13 protein-coding genes, 1 tRNA gene and 1 pseudogene are annotated in these 19,060 nt (G+C 68.2%); 7 read left to right on the forward strand and 8 right to left on the reverse strand.

Annotated features, from left to right (window positions below; all coding sequences use genetic code 11):
• Nucleotides 1–864: IS701 family transposase (locus tag ABTY98_RS34635; protein WP_352225069.1), on the reverse strand; the 864-nt coding region annotated here is incomplete at its 3' end.
• A gap of 32 nt (nt 865–896) precedes the next feature.
• Complete coding sequence (locus ABTY98_RS34640; RefSeq protein WP_352225070.1) at nt 897–1,310, reverse strand: hypothetical protein; 414 nt, start codon at nt 1,308–1,310, stop codon at nt 897–899.
• 537 nt (nt 1,311–1,847) lie between these two features.
• Between ABTY98_RS34640 and ABTY98_RS34645 the strand changes: the two are divergent.
• Nucleotides 1,848–2,042 (forward strand): annotated as a pseudogene (locus ABTY98_RS34645) (site-specific integrase); the annotation flags it as partial.
• A 353-nt stretch (nt 2,043–2,395) separates the two neighbouring features.
• Here the strand turns inward: ABTY98_RS34645 and ABTY98_RS34650 are convergent.
• Nucleotides 2,396–2,731, reverse strand: a complete 336-nt coding sequence (locus ABTY98_RS34650) for a hypothetical protein (RefSeq protein ID WP_352225071.1) — start codon at nt 2,729–2,731, stop codon at nt 2,396–2,398.
• Between the two features lie 311 nt (nt 2,732–3,042).
• Here ABTY98_RS34650 and ABTY98_RS34655 point away from each other — a divergent pair, with 311 nt between their 5' ends.
• Nucleotides 3,043–3,267, forward strand: a complete 225-nt coding sequence (locus tag ABTY98_RS34655; RefSeq protein ID WP_019888794.1) for a hypothetical protein — start codon at nt 3,043–3,045, stop codon at nt 3,265–3,267.
• Nucleotides 3,264–3,674, forward strand: coding sequence for a type II toxin-antitoxin system VapC family toxin (locus ABTY98_RS34660; protein ID WP_256904575.1), 411 nt, complete (start codon nt 3,264–3,266; stop codon nt 3,672–3,674). The genes ABTY98_RS34655 and ABTY98_RS34660 overlap by 4 nt, the downstream gene beginning before the upstream one ends.
• A gap of 547 nt (nt 3,675–4,221) precedes the next feature.
• On the opposite strand, the gene ABTY98_RS34665 is transcribed toward ABTY98_RS34660, so the two are convergent.
• A complete protein-coding gene (locus tag ABTY98_RS34665) occupies nt 4,222–4,650 on the reverse strand; it encodes a GntR family transcriptional regulator (RefSeq protein ID WP_352225072.1) in 429 nt (142 codons plus the stop codon).
• Nucleotides 4,651–4,970: 320 nt separating this feature from the next.
• Here ABTY98_RS34665 and ABTY98_RS34670 point away from each other — a divergent pair, with 320 nt between their 5' ends.
• Genes ABTY98_RS34670 through ABTY98_RS34680 form a run of 3 tightly spaced genes read left to right on the forward strand, consistent with a single transcriptional unit; the run spans nt 4,971 to nt 8,199 of the window.
• Nucleotides 4,971–6,701, forward strand: a complete 1,731-nt coding sequence (locus tag ABTY98_RS34670; protein WP_352225073.1) for a replication initiator — start codon at nt 4,971–4,973, stop codon at nt 6,699–6,701.
• A complete protein-coding gene (locus ABTY98_RS34675; RefSeq protein WP_352225074.1) occupies nt 6,698–6,886 on the forward strand; it encodes a helix-turn-helix domain-containing protein in 189 nt (62 codons plus the stop codon). The genes ABTY98_RS34670 and ABTY98_RS34675 overlap by 4 nt, the downstream gene beginning before the upstream one ends.
• Entirely contained in the window at nt 6,886–8,199 is a 1,314-nt protein-coding gene (locus ABTY98_RS34680; RefSeq protein ID WP_352225075.1) for a tyrosine-type recombinase/integrase, read from the forward strand. The genes ABTY98_RS34675 and ABTY98_RS34680 overlap by 1 nt, the downstream gene beginning before the upstream one ends.
• Before the next feature lie 136 nt (nt 8,200–8,335).
• Here ABTY98_RS34680 and ABTY98_RS34685 read toward each other — a convergent pair whose 3' ends face one another.
• From ABTY98_RS34685 to ABTY98_RS34695, 3 genes are all read right to left on the reverse strand, one after another.
• Complete coding sequence (locus ABTY98_RS34685; RefSeq protein ID WP_352225076.1) at nt 8,336–8,674, reverse strand: hypothetical protein; 339 nt, start codon at nt 8,672–8,674, stop codon at nt 8,336–8,338.
• A 47-nt stretch (nt 8,675–8,721) separates the two neighbouring features.
• A complete protein-coding gene (locus ABTY98_RS34690) occupies nt 8,722–15,573 on the reverse strand; it encodes a polymorphic toxin-type HINT domain-containing protein (RefSeq protein ID WP_352225077.1) in 6,852 nt (2,283 codons plus the stop codon).
• Nucleotides 15,574–15,642: 69 nt separating this feature from the next.
• A complete protein-coding gene (locus tag ABTY98_RS34695; protein ID WP_352225078.1) occupies nt 15,643–18,189 on the reverse strand; it encodes a LamG domain-containing protein in 2,547 nt (848 codons plus the stop codon).
• On the opposite strand from ABTY98_RS34695, the gene ABTY98_RS34700 reads away from it, so the two are divergent.
• Nucleotides 18,133–18,750, forward strand: coding sequence for a hypothetical protein (locus ABTY98_RS34700; RefSeq protein WP_352225079.1), 618 nt, complete (start codon nt 18,133–18,135; stop codon nt 18,748–18,750). The genes ABTY98_RS34695 and ABTY98_RS34700 overlap by 57 nt on opposite strands.
• On the opposite strand, the gene ABTY98_RS34705 is transcribed toward ABTY98_RS34700, so the two are convergent.
• Nucleotides 18,715–18,799: transfer RNA gene (locus tag ABTY98_RS34705), tRNA-Leu, on the reverse strand. The two genes, ABTY98_RS34700 and ABTY98_RS34705, sit on opposite strands and share 36 nt — an antisense overlap.
• Nucleotides 18,800–19,060 lie beyond the last annotated feature (261 nt).

Consider the following 19,060-nt stretch of genomic DNA (forward strand, 5'->3'; position numbering starts at 1 on the left):
CTCCAAGTCATGTGCAGTGGGGGCGAGTTGAACAGCCGCCCAGTCGTACTCGCGCGGGCCCTTGGCGCCGTCCGCACAGGACCGGCGCTCGAAGGCATCCTCCGGCACCAGCGCCCGCAGCTCGCGGGCCTGCCGGGTGCGCCCGTCGGGCAGCGGCAGCACCTCGTCTTTCGGGATGGCGAGCACGTAGCGGACGTGGTGTTCCTCCAGCCAGGCGCGCAGCGCCCGGCACTGCCCGTATGCCTCGTCGGCCAGGAAATAGGTGAACGGCACCGAGGCCGCCAGCGCGCGCTCCAGCATCCGCCGGGCCAGCTCCGGTTTGGTGGCCACCGCGCTCGCGCGTTCGGGCGGAATGCCCTGCTCGGCGCAGCGGCGTTCGTGCTCCGCGGTGGTACCGGCCCAGTTCCTGCCGAGGTAGAGCTCGCTGTCGATCAGGGTGCGGCCCTTACCGGATCCGTACGACAGGTGCACGCTGACCTGGGCGTTCTCGACCCTGCCCGCAGTTCCGGTGTACTGACGCTGGACACCGGCGGTCTTGGTGCCCTTCTTGATGTCGCCGGTCTCGTCCGCGATCAGCACCGCGTCGGCGGCGGCCAGGGCGGCGACCGCGAAGGCGCGGACCCGGTCGCGCAGTTCGTCCGCATCCCACGCGGCCTTGGCTAAAAAGCCCTGCAACCGGTCCGGGTTGGGGTGGCCGGCCGCCTCCGCGAGCTGCCACAGGTTCTTGCGCGGCACCTCGCTCAGCAGCCCGCGCACCATCGCCCGCAGATTCTCCCGGGAGGCCGGACGCGCGAACACATCGTCCACCGAGGCGCACAGCGCCTCCAACTCACCCTCCAAGGCCCGGACTTCGGCCTCACTCAACTCATCAGTCCGCACCACGCCCAGCGGCAGTTTCAACCCCACGAACGGAGCAACGAGCCAACCACCGTCACGTCACGTGAACCACCGGCTGTAGTACTAGGCACCGCCAAGTCATACGTCCCCGCGCCCGTGACGAGTTCGTATCGCTCGAACTTCCGGGCCAGGCGCATCTTCTTGGCTGCCGGCTTCAGCCGGAACGGCGCCTGAAGGGTCGCGCTCCGGCCTCCTCGCGCGTCGTTCCAGACCGGCGCCTCACCGGCGGCGAGCCGAAGGTAGCCCTGCCTCAGCCTCGCAATCTGCTTGCCCTTGCCGACCGAGACCTTGACCGTCCCACCGATGCTCTGCGTGAATCCGACGACCCGCAGCGCCTGCCCGGCGTCGAAGTCCGCGATGTCCCGCGCGGGCGTACGGCGCCGGATCCAAGCCCAGCGCAGCAGCACGTCCACCACAGTCTCGGTACCGGCGGAACGGCGTTCCGCGCGTGCGCCTGTCATTTCCCACTCCCCAACCTCAGTACCGTGCCGACGAAATTCCCGCGGCGGCCCGAATTCCCGCGGTGACTGATATCCGTGATCTCATCCGTCATGCCGCTGAACACGTCAGCCGACGTGCCAGGCGATCTGCAACGTCAGGCGCGCCAGCGACGCGTCGACGGGCTCTGCAGGAAAATTCCACTCTAACCCCGCATCCGCTCGACGAACTCCGCCGGTAGCACCACGCCGTGGCGTCCCACATAGACGCACAAGCGACGCACCAACAAACCGACGGACACTCATGCAGGATTTGAGACTACACCCTTCAGAAGAAGGTCTTGTCCCAGGTCTCAGAAATCAGGACCTGCATGGATTGCATAAATCCGTTTCCGACGTACTGCATTCCGGCATCACCAGCCACCTCTTCGGTGGCGAACGCAGAGCCAACGGGGACCAGAAGCCGCCCCACCCCCTGAGAGAATAAGCGAATGTTAGCTCTACTGGCGGCGGACCCTGCTACTGGAACAGGGCGTCGACCTCGTCGTGATCAAGGAACTCCTCGGCCACGCTCACATCGGCGTCACCGTCGGCGTCTACGCACACGTCCGACTCTGACTCCCGCGGGACGCCCGACGCCCTGGCCACGCTTTCGGCGGCCAGGACGACGACCCCGACGACCCACCAGCCGCAGCCGTCGTCCGCTGACGTTGCCGTGACCGTCAAACGCCCGAGAGGCCCCACCGAATATCCATTCGGTGGGGCCTCTCGAAATATCCACAGCATGTTATGGACTGAGGCTGCTTACCGAGTCATCTGAAGGCGCTCCTCCAGTGTTTCCAGTGAAATTTCGCCTTGCACCCATGCCGTGACGTATTGCAGGTCATGAACCGAAAGACCGAAGGCCGATCGAAGCACTTGGGCCATCCGGAACGGCGCCAACCTCAAGTTCGGATGCTTAGCGATTAGGAGATCAGCGATCTCTGCGATGCTGCACCCAGTTCCGTGGTACTCGACGGCCAAGCGCGCCAATCGTTCAATTTCCTCGTCCATCAGTTCTCTCATCTTCGAAATGTGGCAAGGACTTGCTGGAAGTCCCCGTCGAGCCTCGGAACTGCTTCATCGATCCTCGCGCGAGTGAAGCCATATCTGGCTGCCTGTTGTCCAGTCCAGGTTCCCTTGGCTGCCGACCCAAGGCCCGTACCACCACGGACAGCTTCGTTGAAGCCTCCAAGGTTATCTCCGTAGATCCAGATCCCCTGAATGCCCTGAACTCGGTCCCCGAAGTGGCCCATAACTTCGTCGAACATTGCCTTACCCCGCAGCGGCGAACCCTTGTCGGGATTGTTGTGCATCATCATGGTCAGAATGCCGTCACTATCGAGGTCGGCAATCACGCCACTTCCACTCGCATTATGCGAGATAGAGTAAGTGTTTTCGTTACCACCACGCGTAACTCCGTCGCAGTTGTGGACCAGAACCGGCGTGGCGCCTGCCAGCACATAGTACGTGTGCTACGCGACCCCTCCCCACCTGCGTTTTCGCAGGTCATCGGCGGTTTCGTGCTCCGCTGGCGTCCGTGGCTGGGCCCTGGTGTCCGTGGTTGTTGCCGTCAGCGCTGCCGTCAGAGGTGCAGACCACCACGAAGCAGCGGGGCGGGCCCGGCAACTCCTGGGCCGACGGCGGCTGCGGACCCTACACTGAGCGCATGACCGTACGCGAGGAAGCACACCGGCTGCTCGACGCGGTGCCGGAGGACCGGCTGCCCGACGCCATAGAGCTGCTGCGGCAGTGGGCGGAAGTGGAGCGCGGCGAGCGCCCCCGCCGCCGGTTCCGCACGACCGGCGTCTTCGACGGCGAACCCGACCTCGCGGTCCGTTCCAAGGAGATCGTCCGCGACGCCTGGGCCAGTGAGGAGCCCCGGAGCGCGTGATCGTCATCGACACGGGCCCCGTGGTGGCGGCCGCCAACCGCAAGGACGACTACCACTTGCAGTGCGTCGACCTGCTCCAGAACTTCCCCGGCCCGCTCCTGCTGCCCGCCCCACTGCTGACCGAGATCGGTTACATGCTCGCCAGTCGTGCCGGGGCCAAGGCGGAGGCCGATTTCCTGCGCGACGTCGCGGACGGCGTCTACGAACTGGTGCCCGTGACCTCCTCCGAGGTCAGCCGGGCCGCCGACCTGGTCGAGCAGTACGCGAGCCTGCCCCTGGGCACCGCCGACGCCTTCGTCGTCGCGGTCGCCGAGAAGTACCGCGCGGTCAACATCGCCACCCTGGACCGCCGCCACTTCAGCGTGGTGCGCCCGAGTCACCTCCCGGCATTCACTCTGCTGCCGTAGCCGGGCCGCCGCGCTGACGTGCCCGATCGCGCAGGGGTCGGCGGGGTCTTGGACCGGTGTCCTGTCCGGTGCTTCCCCCGGCGACCCGTTCGCCGGGCAGGCCGTCCTCGGGCGTCGAGGCGGGGTCGGTGCGCTTGCCGGTCCGGCGGCGCGGAGGCTGGGCGGGGAGGGGTCTGCCGACGACGGGCCGCCGGGGGCATCGCTCCCCGCCGGGGGCGGGGCAGGCCGCCGCCCCCGGTGAGCCTGCGCGATGGACGTGAAGGGTCGGCCCCCTGGTCGGCCCTTGCCTGCGGATCCGGCCGTAGGACGGTCGTAGGCGACAACTTGCTCCGCCAGGAGCCCGACTCCGGTCATCCCGGCGATCTGGCCGGTTGCCGCTCCCGCAGCCCGGGTGCCGCGTCGGCTCTGTCCTCCAGTAGCGCCTGATCGCGGGAGCAAACGGCGGGGCTTGTCGGCGACGGCGGCCAGCCTTGGCGGGCGGGGCCCGCCTTGAACCTCGTAGAGAAAATCTGAACGCACGCCCCCGGAACCGCTCAGGGTCGGCGGATCAGCGGCCGGGCTCGCTGTTGCCCGCTTCCAGGACCTCGACGCGGACTCGGAGGTCGGCGAGCTGCGCGACGGCGTCGGCCAGTGCCCGCTCCAGCGCCTCGACGCGGACCGCCGTCCCGCTTGCGGACGCGGTCTCCGCGTTCGGGCTCCCGGGGTCATCGTCGTCGTCGGGGTGGTTGTGGTGAGCGACGAATGCGCCCTTACCGGGGCGGGAGACCGCCCACCCGTCCTGCTTCAGCAGGGCCATGGCCTTCTGCACGGTCAGGCTCGACGCCCCGAACTCCCGCATCAGCGCAGCCTGCGTCGGTAGCGCTTCCCCCGGCTTCAGCCTGCCAGAGCGGATCTGCTCCCGCAGGGTCGCGGCGATGACCTCGAACGTCAGCGGCACTCCGCCGCCCGTCGGCCTGCGCCCGCGCCGCGTCGTCATCACGCCTGCTACCCCGCTTCTCGTGCCCTCTACCAGCAAATTCCGGCCCGTCCAAATCGGAAAACCGGCCTCACACTACCCGCGTCCCGCCACCCATCGAAAGGAATGAGGAGGGATGTACTTGAATGCGCCGGTGGGGCGATGTTAACGTCACGCACCCGCCGGTGATCACCACCGCGACCGGGCCGACCATGCCTCACTGGTCCGGCCCCGCGCCCAACTTCCAGGCGCCCGTTCCCCTGTGAGCCGATCACTTCGGCCTGCCCACATCGCCCCGCGCCGTTCCGCTTCCGCGCTCCCGCCGAAAGGCCCCCTTCCGCATGGCCGCACAGCTCCAACTCCCGTATCCCGCGACCGTTCCAGCCGCCTCGCGTCCGTCGTCGGCGTTCACGACGCCGACGTGCCCGGCGGACGTCACCGCCGCGTCGGTGGAAGGTCGGTCGGCGCTGGAGCGCCGCGCCAGGCTCACCGCCAAGCTGGCGAAGCTCGCCGCCGCCGGCCAACTCGCGCCCCTCGCACGACAGATAGCCGGACTCGGTGGATGCGCGCACCCGATCCGCCTCACCGGGCACCGCACCCGTCTGGACAGCGCGACCGGTGAGATCCTCAACCACTTCGACTCCGGCCGGCTCCCGGCAGGCGAACTGCTGGTCCGCTGCGGCAACCGCCGCGCCACCCGCTGCCCCGCCTGCTCCACCGTCTACCGCTACGACACCTACCAACTCATCGCCGCCGGACTGCGCGGCGGCAAGACCGTCCCCACCAGCGTCGCCGCCCACCCCCGCGTCTTCGCCACCCTCACCGCACCCGGCTTCGGCCCCGTCCACAACCAGCCCGACACCGGCCGCTGCCACTGCGGCCAGGTCCACCCCGACGACGACCCGCTCCTCGGCACTCCACTCGACCCCGAGCGCTACGACTACGCGAGCGCGGTGCTGTGGAACGCGCACGCCCCGGCCCTGTGGGCACGCTTCACCACCCACCTACGCCGCGAGATCGCCAAAGCCGCCGGCCTCACACAGCGGGACCTGCGCCACCACGCCACGCTCTCGTACGCGAAGGTCGCCGAGTACCAGAAACGGGGCCAGGTCCACTTCCACGCCGCCATCCGCCTCGACGGACCCACCGGCCCCACCAGCACCCCGCCCGCCTGGGCCACCACCCAGCTCCTCGACCACGCCGTCCGCGCCGCCGCCACACGCACCCGCGTCCACCACGAGGGCGAGCCGTCGAAGCAACCGCAGCCCGCCGGACGCGTCCCCGCGTCCCCGCCCCAAAGCTCAGACCGGGCAGGGCGGTTGGTGTTCCGGTTCGGGCGGCAGATCGACGTCCGCGCGATCCGCGGCACGGACTTCAGCGGTGGCGGCCCGGTCACCGACCGGCACGTCGCCGCCTACATCGCCAAGTACGCCACCAAAGGCGCCGAGACCACCACCGGCACCCTCGACCGCCGACTCCGCCTCCTCGCCGAACTCGCCACCCACGACATCACCGACCACGCCCGCCGCATGATCCACACCGCCTGGCACCTCGCCACCAACCGTCGGCACGCCCACCTCCGCCTGCGCCAATGGGCCCACATGCTCGGCTTCCGAGGCCACTTCTCCACCCGCACCCGCCACTACTCCACCACCCTCGCCCACCTCCGCGCCGAACGCACCGCCTGGCGAACCCGCCGACACGACACCCAGACCCCAGCCCCAGCCCCAGCCCCAGCGTCGGCTGAGCCGCAGGCCGGTCAGGCGGACGGCAGTCCGGTCGATGACCGCGCCGTACACCCCACTGACCTGGCCCCCGGTCACCGCAACATCGCCGGTCAGCGCGTGGACTCGGGCACGACGCTGGTCATCTCCCACTGGCAGTACGCCGGAACCGGCCTCCTGCCCGAACTCGAACACCTCGCCGACCTCCTGGCCGCGACGCGGCAGACCCGACCCGAGCAACCGACCCGAACCCGGCGCTCGAAGCGCTCCGGCGACCGCGCCGGTCACCCGGTCGGTCACTCCGCTGATCGGCTGACCAGTGCTGTCCCGCCGGGGGCCGTCGCGTGACCGTCGGCACGGAACTCCTCACCGTCCCCCAGGTCATGGAACGCCTCCAACTCGGCCGCACCGCCGTCTACGACCTCATCCGCACCCGGCAACTCGCCTCCATCACCCTCGGGCGAGCCCGCCGCATCCCCGCACACGCCCTCACCGACTTCATCCGCACCCGCCTCGACCAGGAAGCCGCCTGATGACCACACCCCGCGACACCCCCGCCTCCCGCCGCAGCCGCTCCCGTGCCAACGGAGACGGCACCGTCTACCAACGCAAAGACAGCCGCTGGGAAGCCGCCGGATACGTCCTCGCCCCCGGCAACACCCGCAAGCGCATCCGCGTCTACGGCACCACCCGTAGGGAAGCCCTGGCCAAGCTCACGGAGAAGATCGCCGCCAGCAACCGCGGCCTCCCCATCCCGTCTGCGCAGGGCAGCGTGGCCGCGTACCTGACGTACTGGCTCGACGCTGTCGCGGTCTACCAGCTCCGCGAGAACACCCACACCCGCTACACCGCCGTCGCCCGGCTCTATCTGATCCCCGGCCTCGGACGGAAGAAGCTCGCCAAGCTCACCGCCAAGGACGTCCGCACCTGGCTCAACCAGCTCCGCACCACCTGCCAGTGCTGCGCTCGCGGCCTCGACACCGCCCGCGATGAACCCCGCTGCTGCGCCGCCGGGAAGTGCTGCGCAAGGCGGCTCTCGCCCCTGACCCTGGCCTACGTGCACTCCGTGCTCAAGTCCGCCCTGGAGCACGCCGTGCGTGAGGAGGAGATCCCGCGCAACGTCGCCCGCAACGTCCGCACCGGCACACCCCGGCCCCGACGCTTCGAACCCCTCACCGCCGACGAAGCCCGCCGACTCCTCACCACGACCCGGGGTCATCGGCTGCACGCTCTGTTCGAACTCGCCCTCCATACCGGACTCCGCAAGGGCGAACTCCTCGGCCTGCGCTGGGAAGACCTCGACCTCGACGCAGGCACCGCCGCAATCCGCCGAACCCTGCAGCGCACCAGCACGGGCGGCCTCACTACGCTGCCCACCAAGACCCGGGCCTCCGAGCGCCGCATCGTCCTCCCCACCCGCTGCGTCCAGTCGCTGAAACTCCACCACGAGCAGCAGAAGCGCGAGCGGGAGGCCTCGGGCACTACATGGCAGCACGACGGGCACGCGTTCACCACCGCGCAGGGCCGACCGATCGACCCGACCAACCTCACCCGCGCCTTTCTCACGCTCCTCCGCAAGGCCGGCCTCCGCCGCATTCGCTTCCACGACCTCCGCCACTCGACCGCCACCCTGCTCCTGGAACAGGGCGTCGAACTCGTCGTGATCAAGGAACTCCTCGGACACGCTCACATCGGCGTCACCGCCACCGTCTACGCCCACGTCCGACTCCGCCTCCAGCGCGACGCCATCGACACACTCAGCACCGCGCTTGACGGTCCTGCTGGCCACGATCCGACCCGCGACGACGGCACCGACCCGCCACTGTGCGGAGCCCTCGTCCGCTGACGTTGCCGTCAACTACTGCCGTCACGACACGCAGAAGCCCCGCCAGGACATGCCTGGCGGGGCTTCATATTTGCGCTTGCGTGCCCTCACGGGCCCCAGGCGGACTCACGGAACTATATGAAGGCAGAGCCCCCGGTTAAGCACTTCCGGAAGGCTCTCCGGTCCAGTCGGGCGTTGCCCCGATGGCGCTCACCAACCCGCCAGCCAATGCAAATGCCTGCTCTCGAAAGAAGCCGATTCTTTCATAGAACACCTCTTCAGAGGGAATCAAGACTGGAGCGGAAACCAATGCCGCGAACAGCACGTGAATCTCATTGAGCTGGAACTCTGAATTTGGCTCGGCAGCTTTCTTCATTATCCGTGCAGCGCTTGCGCGATCGACACCGAGGCGCACAATCGAAGGACTGTCCCCATCGGGGCGATCCGCGTGGAACATAAGCGTCTCGCAGATCAGCTGCCTCTGTACCGCCGTCAACCGCAAGAGGACTCCACTGCGAGTCGCCGTGGCTGCAACTTTTACCCTCATGGCGTCACATACCTCCCACTTTCAAAGGCACCCTGACTGTATCTAAAACCGTGAATGTTGCGGCCAGTCGTCACAATCAGCACATCTCGACTGGAGTCGTACGCCACACGCGATCCAGTCCTAGTATCGGTATGCGTCATCTTGCCTCGCCACGACGCAAAGTAGGAAGCCAACGCGTCAGGGTCATGCCCGATACCAGGAAGATCGTGATCTGCGGCAGTGGAGGATCCGTCATGCATTCTCTGCACCTGGTAATCGACACCGTCGGCTACATCCGGGCCGTGCGCACCATCTATTCGGTCATAGGTGTCGTCATCGAGCCCGCCATTGACAGGATCCCTTCCATTGCAGTTGTGAACGAGGACCGGCGTGGCGCCTGCCAGCACATAGTACGTGTGCGTGACGTCAACGGTCAGATCGTGTGTGAGGTGCTGGTGATGCCAGATCTTGACCGACCACACCACGACGGTGGCACCGGAAGCGGACAGGAGGCGCATTCCGGGCTTGAGGTGGCCGGCGTCGCTCCATGCCCTCTTGGTTGCGACCCAGAAGGGGTGGGTGACCGTCGCGACGATCTTCGATGAATTGCCGCCACTGAGGACGGTTATGGTGGCGAAGTCCTTGTCGTGCTTTGTGGTGATGAGTTTTTCGACTGTGCGGGACTGGCTCTTGCCGGTTTCCGGGTCGGTGGCCAGGACCTTGTCGCCCGCCTTGATGTCCTTGATCTTCTTGTCGTGGCCGTCGGCCATGAGGACCTTGGTCGCGGGCAGGAAGCTGTGGTTGCAGGCGCTGGCGCCGCTCTTGGGCGCGGCGGTGTCGGAACGTTCGCCACCCTTGGCCGCACCGGAACCGGCAGTCCCCTCCGCCACGCTGTCAGCCGCCTTGGCGCCGGACGACGTCGCCGCTTTGGCTGCCTGGGCAGTTTCGGCGCCCTCGGCGATGGCTCCCGCGCCCGCGCTGGCAATGCTCGCCGTGCCGGCGACGACAGCGCCGCCCTCAGCCGCAACTCCGGTTGAAGCACCGACTACGGCAGCGGCGAGGCTGCCTGCCTCAGCACCTTCGGCGAAGCCCGTCGCACCTGCGACCAGGACAGCTGCGCAACCTCCTGCTGTGGCCACCACGCAGGCGACCGCGCCGACCACCACCGCCGTGGCGATCACGGCCGCGATCACCGGGTGCCGCTGGACGACGTGGTAGGCCTTCTTGGCGTAGCAGGAGAAGGACCAGCCGCAGCTGTGGTGCGAGCTGCCACCGCTGCTGCTGCCACTGTTGTGGTGGGTTCCGCCTCCGTCGCCGTCACTCGTGGTGGAGGGGGCTGTGCATCCGGTGGAAGGGCAGCCGCCGTCGCCACCGGGGTCCATCACGTTCATGAGGCCCGTCGGGTCGCTGCCCGTGATCGGGTTGTCCGCCGCGTACGTGTATCCGTCGATCTGCTGGGCGTCGGTCAGTTCGAGGACGGGGTCGTCCGAGACGAAGCGGCCGGTGGTCGGGTCGTAGTCCCTCGCTCCGAGGTGTGTCAGCCCCGTGGTGGCGTCGACGACACCGCTGACGAATCCCTTGTCGCCCAGCCAGGAACCCGAGCTCGGCTGGGTGCCGCGGGCGTTGCCGAACGGGTCGAGTCGCCGCCGCGTCAGCGACTGTGTCGTCGCGTCGACCGCGGTCTCGGCGGTGTCGTGGGCGTCCGTGACCTGCCACTGCAGGCCGCCCCCGCTGGTGCGCACGGCGATGGTCTGGCCGGCCCAGGTGTAGTACCGCGTGCCCGTGGCCGTCGTCGCGCCCTTGGCGACGTGCAGTTCGGTGTCGCCGAGGTAGAGGGTGGTGCCGGAGTCGTCGCGGGAGAGGAGCCTGTTGCCGTCGGCGTCGTAGAGATAGGAGGCCGACGTCCCGTCTGCGTTGGTCACCTTGGTGAGGTGGCCCTCGCCGTCCCAGTCCAGCGTCTGGGTGTTGCCGTCCAGCGTACGGGTGTGGGTGTTGCCCGCGCCGTCGTAGGAGTAGCTGTTCTTGGTGGTGGTTGAGCCCTTGGTCGTCGTCGACGACGACAGGGTGTGCGGCTGGGTGCCGCCCGCTGGCGGGTACACGTACGAGGTCGATGTGTCGGAGCCGCCGGCCGTGGTCGCGTGGTCGACGTCGGTCTTGCGGTTGCCGAGGTCGTCGTAGGCGTAGCTGTGCCAGTACGGTGCCGGGCCGCCGAGGACCGCGGTGGACGCGGCGGCGGCGCAGCCGTCGGTGGCCGTCCAGGCGTCGGTGAGCCGGTCGTGGCCGTCGTAGCGGTAGCACTGGACGTCGTCGGTGCCGTCGGCGTGCGTGGCGACCTTGGTCGGGTTGCCCGCGTCGTCGTAGGTGTACGTCGTGTCCTGGACGGGTGCGCTCTGCGCGTCGTCGGTGACCAGTTCCCGCTGCAGGCGGCGGGTGCCGTCCTCGTACGTGTTGGTGATTTGCAGCCATTTGACGGTGTCCGAGGAGGAAACCCCCAGCGTGAGCTGGCTGATGTCGCTCAGCTTGGTGTAGCTGGTGTTCTGGACGTAGCCGGTGGCGCCGTTGAGCGTCGTCGGCATGCTCAGGTCGTTGTAGCCGTACTCCAGGGACTCGGCGGGAAGTCCGCCTGCCGCCGGGTCGGAGGTGACCTGGATGGTGCCGTCGAGGTTGTAGCCGGTCGTCGACGTGTACGTGCCGGCCAGCGCCTCTTCGCCCGTGACCGAGGGGACGGTGACCCGGGTCAGGGTCGGCCGGTACAAGGAGTCGTAGGCGCCGATCTGGCTGATGTACGCCTGGCCGGTCGAGCCGCCGACGTACCGGATCGCCGATGTCGGTTGGCCCTTGGCCACCGAGTCGTAGGTCCACTTGGCCAGTTCGTGCGCCGCGTCCTTCGTCTTGCCGTCGTACATGTCGGTCTTGCGGCCGAGGAGGTCGTAGCTGTAGCTGAGCGTCTTCTCGTCGGCCGTGCCGAGCGCCGTGGTGGTCGTGGCGACCTGGTCGAGGTCGTCGTACGTCGTCTGTGTCGTGCCCGTGTCGGGGTCGGTCGACGTCGTCTTGCGGCCCATCAGGTCGTAGCCGTACGACCAGGTGTTGCCGTCGTCGTCGATGACCTCCTTGAGCCGGCTCTTCGCGTCGTAGTGGTACTTGATGGACGTGTAGGTGCCGGTCGGGGTGCCGTTGTCGTACTGCCGGGTCTCGGTGGTGCGTCCGAGGGTGTCGGTCAGGGTCGTCGTCGCGATGCCGCCCTGGGGCGGGGTGACCGTGACGCGGTCGCCGCCGTACGTCGTTGACGTCGTCCAGTGCTTGTCACCAGGGGCGTAGAAGTCGGCCGCCGTGGCGCGGCCTGCGCCGTCGTAGGTGGTGAGGGTCTGGGACGGGACTGCGGAGGTGATGTTCGCCAGGGTTCCGGACGGGGAGGTGTTGTCGGTGTAGTCGGCGTCGGACTCGACGGCCAGGCCGCGGCTGTCGTACGTGGTCTCGGCGATGACCCGGCCGCCGCCCGGTGCCGGGGTCTGGGTCTGGCGGGGTCGCAGCAGCGCGTCGTACAGGGCGTACGTCGTGTCGTATGTCGTGCCGTCGTTGTTGAGTTTGCCCGTGGAGACCGCGGAGGCTGCGGTGTTGGAGATGGCGTAGGTGTAGACGAGGCTCGCGGACTGGTTCGAGGACTTGGAGCGGTTGGCCAGCCACAGGCTGGTCAGCCGGCCGAGGCCGTCGTAGGCGTAGTCGGTGCGCTTGTTGTTGGGGTCGACGACCGAGGTGGCGAGGCCACGGGCCGGGTCGAAGGTGGTGGTCGTCGAGTAGCTCTTGGCGTCCGTGGTGATCGTGCTGGTCAGTGGGCCGCCGGTGGTGGGCGTGTACTTGGTGGTGCTGACGGTGTTCTGGTCCGCGTCCTTGACCGAGTCGACCCGGCCCTGCGTGTCGTAGTGGCTCGTGGAGACCGTCTGGTAGACGGGGCTGCCGTTGCTGTACGAGGACAGGCGCTGCGTCGACGTCTCGTCGCCGAGGGTGGGGGCGGTGCCGTAGGCCTGGCTGTCGTAGAGGGTGCGGACGTCGGAGACCACGTCGTCGGGGCGGGTGGGGGTGGCGTCGCATGCCACGTCGACCGTCTCGACCCGGGTGGGGAAGGCCATCAGCCAGTCGGTGGTGTTGTTGGCGATCGTCGTGCGAGTGCACTGCTCGTCGCCCTTGACGGCCGTGTCACCTGCGTCGTCGACCGTCAGCGCCGCACCGGTCGTCGGGTCATACGTCGTGGACACCGACGTGTCACGGGTACCGCCGGAGGACAGGTCCGTACGGGTGCGGACCGCCGCCGGGCGGGTGAAGTACGCGCTGCGCGTACCGTCCGTGGCCGTCTGGTGGATCCACTCGTCGGTGATCGTGCCGGACACCTCGGCGGAGCCGTCGTACGTGACCGCCTCGCGGGTCTGGCCCGCCAGTGGTTCGGCGTCTGTGACCGAAGCCCCGGTGGAGTCGGTGACCTTGGCGCTGCGGGTGGTCCCGTCGGACTGCTTGTCGCCGTCCATGCCCCGGAAGAACGTCGACACCGTCTTGGTACGGGTGGACTGCGCATCGCCCGTGGTCGTGGTGACGCTGCCGTAGCCGCGCCACTGCGACCAGGTCTTGCGCTTGGCCGGGGCGGTGACGTTGTCACTGTCGTAGTGCCAGGCCGCCGGGCCGTTGTAGGTGTAGTCGGTCTCCTTCAGCGGGGATCCGCCGGTCGGGTCGGACTCGGTGACCTGGGTGACGACGTACTTGTGGAACCAGTCCAGTTGCGGGTCGGACGTGTACGGCGGCTGCCAGTACGTCGGGAAGCAGCGCAGGGTGTCGGAATCGGGCGCGCTCGGCATGGTCGTGCCAGCCACGCACTGCGGGTCGGAGTAGTTGACGGTCAGGACCGAGCCGGTCTCCGACGTGATCGTCCGCACCCGCCACTTGATCAGTGCGGCGATGTCGTCGTGGGTGGTGTCGACTCGGTTGGACAACTGGACGCCGGCGAAGGTGACCGGCGGCATCGCCTTGGTGGAGCCGTCCTTGCCAGTGCGGGTGATGGACTTCAGCCACAGGCCGGCCGAGGTGCCGTCGCCGGGGTCGGGGAAGGACTGGTCAAGAGCCCAGGTGTCGACGTCCCGGTAGGCCGGGGTGGACAGGCTCGCGTCCCAGACGCTGGTGGTCACACCCGTGAGCCGCTTGCGGGAGAAGAACGTCGGCCCGGTCGCGGTGCACACCTTGCCCGAGGCGCAGATCTGGTCGAACGGCACGTCCGGCCAGTGCGAGGCGGTGCTGGAGGCGAGCGAGGAGCAGTCCTCGCTGCTGGTCACCAGGCAGCGCTCGACGGTGCTGAAGGAGACCTTCTCCGGCGCGGTGCCGAAGACGGTGGAGGAGGTGATGCCGTAGTCGATCCGGCTCAGGTAGCCGCCGCGGTCGTACACCGTGCCATTGGCGGTGGTGGTGCCGTTCTTGGCGTAGTAGTTGGTCTCCTTGGTGTACCAGTACGACATCGCGTTGCCGTGGGGGTCCACGACGTAGTCCAGGTTCCAGCGCCAGGCCTGGGTGAGCGAACGTCCGGAGAACGACGTCCCCTGGTCGTATCCCGGTTCACCGGAGTCGTCGCCGAACACCGGTGCGGTCCACGTGGAGTTGGTGACCGCATTACCGGTGGTCCAGCCCGGCAGACGGTTTTTGCCGAAGACGTACTGGGTGCCGTCCGCGGTGGTGACAGTCCAGTACTCGCCGTCGTTGTCGCCGTTCGTGGCGCCCGTGGAGTGGGTGATGCGCTCGCCGTCGTCGGCCTTGGCGTGCCAGTCGCCGGTGGTCTTGTCCTTGATGAGCGGGCTGGACTTGCCGCCGAGGACCAGGGTGGCGTTGTCGTTCGCCCAGCACTCGTCGTTCTTGCCGGACTGGCCGTCGTCGTCACAGGAGTCGTAGGACCGCTCGATGTATCCGGTGGTGAGGTCGAAGCCCTCGCCGATCCAGGACGGCTGGTTGTTGGTGGACGGCAGCCGTCCGTCGACGCTCTGTGCGTCGTAGGTGATGGCCAGGTTGGGGGACGGACCGCCGTTGGACGGGGGTACCGAGAGCGGGTACGACCAGGTGAAGTCACCGCTGGAGCCACCCGCGCTCCAGGCAGCGGACGGGTTGAGGGAGGTCGCCTGGAAGGAGCCGGCTCCGGACTTGGCGGTGGCGGTCGCGGCGAGGGCGGTCACAGCGGAGGCACTGACGGCGGTGGTGGCCGTGAGGGTGTGGTGTGTGACGTCGTTGTGCGTAGCAATCGGGGTCGTGGCCTGGCACTTCTTCACGCTGGGGGTGGTGAGCGCGCAGGCGGGCAGACGCATCAGGGTCAGCCGGGAGGCGTAGTCGCCGCCGTAGGTGTGGGCGAAGCCGGAGTAGTCCAGGGTCAGCCGGGTCTTGCCCGTTCCCTGTCGCCCGTCGGCGCGGGCGAGAGACAGCACGGTGCCGTTGATGCCAAGGGCGGCTGCGGTGCGGTGTGCAGCCACCTTGACTGCCACCTTGGCCGGAGCCGCGCCGGTGGCCGGCGCGCTCACCTCGACCGGCAGACCGCCCACCGAAGTGGCTTTGGCACGGGCCTTCCTGGCGGCCACGGGCACGGTGACGGCGGACGCGGTCGGCCAGTGTGCCGGCTGCGCGACCTGCCTGGCGGTACGGGCGGCGGCCGCCTTGGCCGGGTCCTTCCTCGTGGCCTTCTTGGCCTTGAAGGGCACGGCGGTGCCATTCTTGACAGCCGGTGCGTGCACCGTGTGGTGCCCGTGTGGCTGGGTCGCCCACACCGCCGGGGCGGTGCCCAGTCCCGTGGCCACCAGTGCGCTCGTGGTGACAGCGACGACCCACAGCCGTGTCCGCCGTAGCCCATCCATGACTGCTCTCCCGTTTCGTGTGAAAGTCCGCTGAGGGTCGGTCGCGTCCGCCGTGGTGGCGGGATGGCGCTACAGCGGGATGGGCGCTTCGTTGTTGTACATCTGGTTGATGTCGGTGTCGGACATGACGCCGGTCCACACCCGTACGTCGTCCACGAGGCTGTGGGCGTAGTCGCTGTACGCGCCGGTGCTGATCCGTCCGCGGCCGATGTTGAAGGTGCCGGTGGCCTGCCAGGGCGTGTCGAAGACAACGCCGTCCCCGGTGCTGTTTTCGGTGTCGGTGTCGCCCTGAGCCCCTTGCCGGTTTCCGTTGACGTAGAGGAACAGCTGGTGGTGGGCACCGTCGTAGACGCCGGTCAAGAGCGTCCAGGCACCCGGGTCGACGAGCTGGGCGGATGCGATGTCGGCAGGGACCTTGACGACCGAGGCGCTGGTGGTGTCGGCGCTGGTGCGGCCGAACACCCACATGCCCTGTGTGGAGCCCGCCGCCTGGTCGTACCACAGGCCCCAGGAGTCGCGTACGCCGCCGGACTGGGTGGCGATCCTCATGTGATGGGCCACGCTCGTGTCGGACAGCGCATCCGTGTCGAGGTTGGCCCAGGCCGCCACGGTGAAGTCGCCCTGGGAGTCCACGATCGGACCCGAGGCCGTGGCGTTGGCCGTCGAAGTGCCGTTCAGGGCCAGGACGTTGCCCTTACCGCCGTCGGTGTCGGTGGTCCAGGATCCGCCGGAGGCGACGGTGGCCGTGTGGCCGTATCCGGATGAGTCCGAGGCCGATGTGCCCGAGGTCGCCTCCATGCCCCAGTCCGCGGCGAGAGCCGGCTGCGCGTGGCCCGTGCTCGCGTTCGTCATCGCCTGGAGGTCGGCGATCTCCTCCTCGGACAAGATCCGGTTCCAGGCGGTCACCTCGTCCACCTGTCCCGGGAAGTAGTCGGTGAAGGTGCCGCCCGCCTGGCCGCGGGCGATCTGCAGCCCACCGGTGGCCTGCCAGGGAGTGGTGAAGGCGACGGGATCGCCTTGTGGCACGCCGTTGACAAAGAGCTGGATGGTCTGCGCCTGCGCGTCGTACACACCCATCAGATGCGTCCAGACGCCGACTTCCGGGGTCGTCGTCGAGATGGAGCGGACGATGGTCGGCGAGGCCACGTCCGAGGTGTACCGGTTGAAGATCCACGCCTGATAGGCGGTCGAGTAATACAGCGCGAACGCCGACCCGTTGACTCCCGACTGCGCGACGGCCACGGCATTGTGGGCATTGCCGGTCAGCCGGACCCAGGCAGCCACCGTGAAGCTCTTCGTCGTGTCCAGCGCAGAGGAGTCCGTCGTTGCGTATGCGGCCGTGCCGTCGCCCTGCAGGGCCTTGCCGAGCCGGGCCTTGTCACTCCAGGCTGCTCCGCCCTTGAGGGTCGCGTTCTTTCCGTTCACGGAGTCAGCCGCGGTGGAGCCGGTGCCCTCGTCCATGGACCACTGATCGACCGGGCCGGCGCCCGGCGCGACCTTGAAGGAGTAGGTGTAGCTGGCCGATGCGTTGCCCGCCGAGTCCCAGGTCTGGACGGTCAGGGTGTTCAGCCCGCGTACGTCGGGCGCCAGGGACAGCGTGTAACTGGTGGTGGCGCTCGTGAAGGTTTTGGTCCGCACGGGGTTGTCGTTCAGCTGGTATGTGAACTTCACGACGTCCGAGGCCCCGTTGGCCTTGAGCGTGAACGAACCCGGTGCGCCCACGCCGCCGTAGGCCGTGCAGGCGTCCGGGGTTTCGGGGCTCGCGCACTTCGGATAGTTCGTCGAGTCGACATCCGGCTGCACCGGACGCGATGTGTCGATGCTGAACCAGCATCCCCCAGACCAGTCCGAGTACATGTACCCGGTCTTGCCGTCGAACGAGTACTGGTACTGCGTACGCGCCCGGAACCAGTACGTCTGCCCGTTGGTGAGCGTGGGGGTCGTCCACGTTCCGGCCGTGCCCGACGTCGTCCACGCCGAGGGGCTGCCCGAACCGACCTTGGGGTCGGTCGCGGCGGCGTCGTACTTGTACACCTCGAAGTTCGGCCGCAGCGTCGACTGCGAACCATCGGCAGACTTCGGCGCCGCCGTCAGCGTGGGCGTCGCGTCCCGGATCACGACGGCGTTCGCGCGGGTCGTGGCGCACGCCAGGCTGGGATTCGACATCTTCACCCCGGTCGGCGTGCTCGGCTTGGACACGAACGTCACCGACAGGCTGGGCTTGTGGTCGGAGGGCGAGGCGAACTGCTTCCAGGCGATCGGGTCGCTCTCGTCGGCCGCCTGCAGGCCGAGGGTGGTGGTCGAGGAGGACTGGCCCGCGGTATAGCTCACCGCGTCCGTGGCGTCGAAGTCGACGTTGCCACCCGGGCAGGAGGACGAGTAACCCTTGGCTGCAGTGCGCGAGTCCACCTGCGCCTGCCACTTCGGCTGCTTCGACCAGGTGGTGGACGACGCGATCGAGCCGGTCCGCCACAACTGGACTTCCTTGGCAGTGCAGTTGGCCGACCACACTTCCAGTGCCTGGAAGGTCGCCGAGAGGATCTTCTTGCCACCGAGAGTGTGGGTGTCGAACTGGTAGAAGGAGCGCGCCGGGCCCTCTACCCCGACCTCACCCACCCGCGCACCGTCAACCTACGCGAAGACGTCGTGTGCCGGGCCCTGGACCAGTGGATCGCCCGGGCCTTCGCCCCCGACCGCCTCACCGCCACCCTCACCGCCCTCACCCACGCCAGCGCCGCGGCGAGCACCGCAGAGACTCACACACCCGAGCAGGCCCAGGCACGCCAGACGATCAGGGACTGCGAGCGACGACTCGCCCGCTACCAGGCAGCCCTCGAAGCCGGAGCGGACCCAGCCGTCGTCACCCAGTGGATCAACGCAGCACAGCAAGACAAAGAGGCGGCGCAGAAGAAACTCGACGCGCTCCCCACCCTCACCCGGAAGAAGCAATCCCCACTCGACGCCCAGCAGATCCGAGAAATCACTGACAGTCTGGAAGACATTGCACAGCGCATCCGCACGGCCGACGCCGAGAAGAAAGGCCCGCTCTACGAAGCCCTGGGCATCACCATCAACTACGAACACACAATGAGGACCGCGACCGTAAGGTCGAGGCCCTCATCACCGTATCGTCAGTGGTTGTGTCCGAGGGGGGACTTGAACCCCCACGCCCGTTAAAGGGCACTAGCACCTCAAGCTAGCGCGTCTGCCATTCCGCCACCCGGACTAGGTGTCTGCCGCCTGACCGGGGGTGTTCCCCGCGGCGACAGGGACAACAATACCAAGCTTTCGGAGTGCCCTTCACCTGCGTTTCCGTCGGCATATCCGCAGGTGAGGACCCACTCACCGTGCGTGTCCGGTCCACTACGAAGGCCTCCCGCCCGGTGCCGGTCCTGGTGCCGTACGACGACCCGGCGGCGCCCCCTGCCACGGTCGTCGCCCTGGTCCGCACCGGGACGGACCCCCTCGCGTCGAGGAGGTCACGGTC

Source organism: Streptomyces sp. NPDC096040 (assembly GCF_040303265.1).
Lineage (GTDB): Bacteria > Actinomycetota > Actinomycetes > Streptomycetales > Streptomycetaceae > Streptomyces.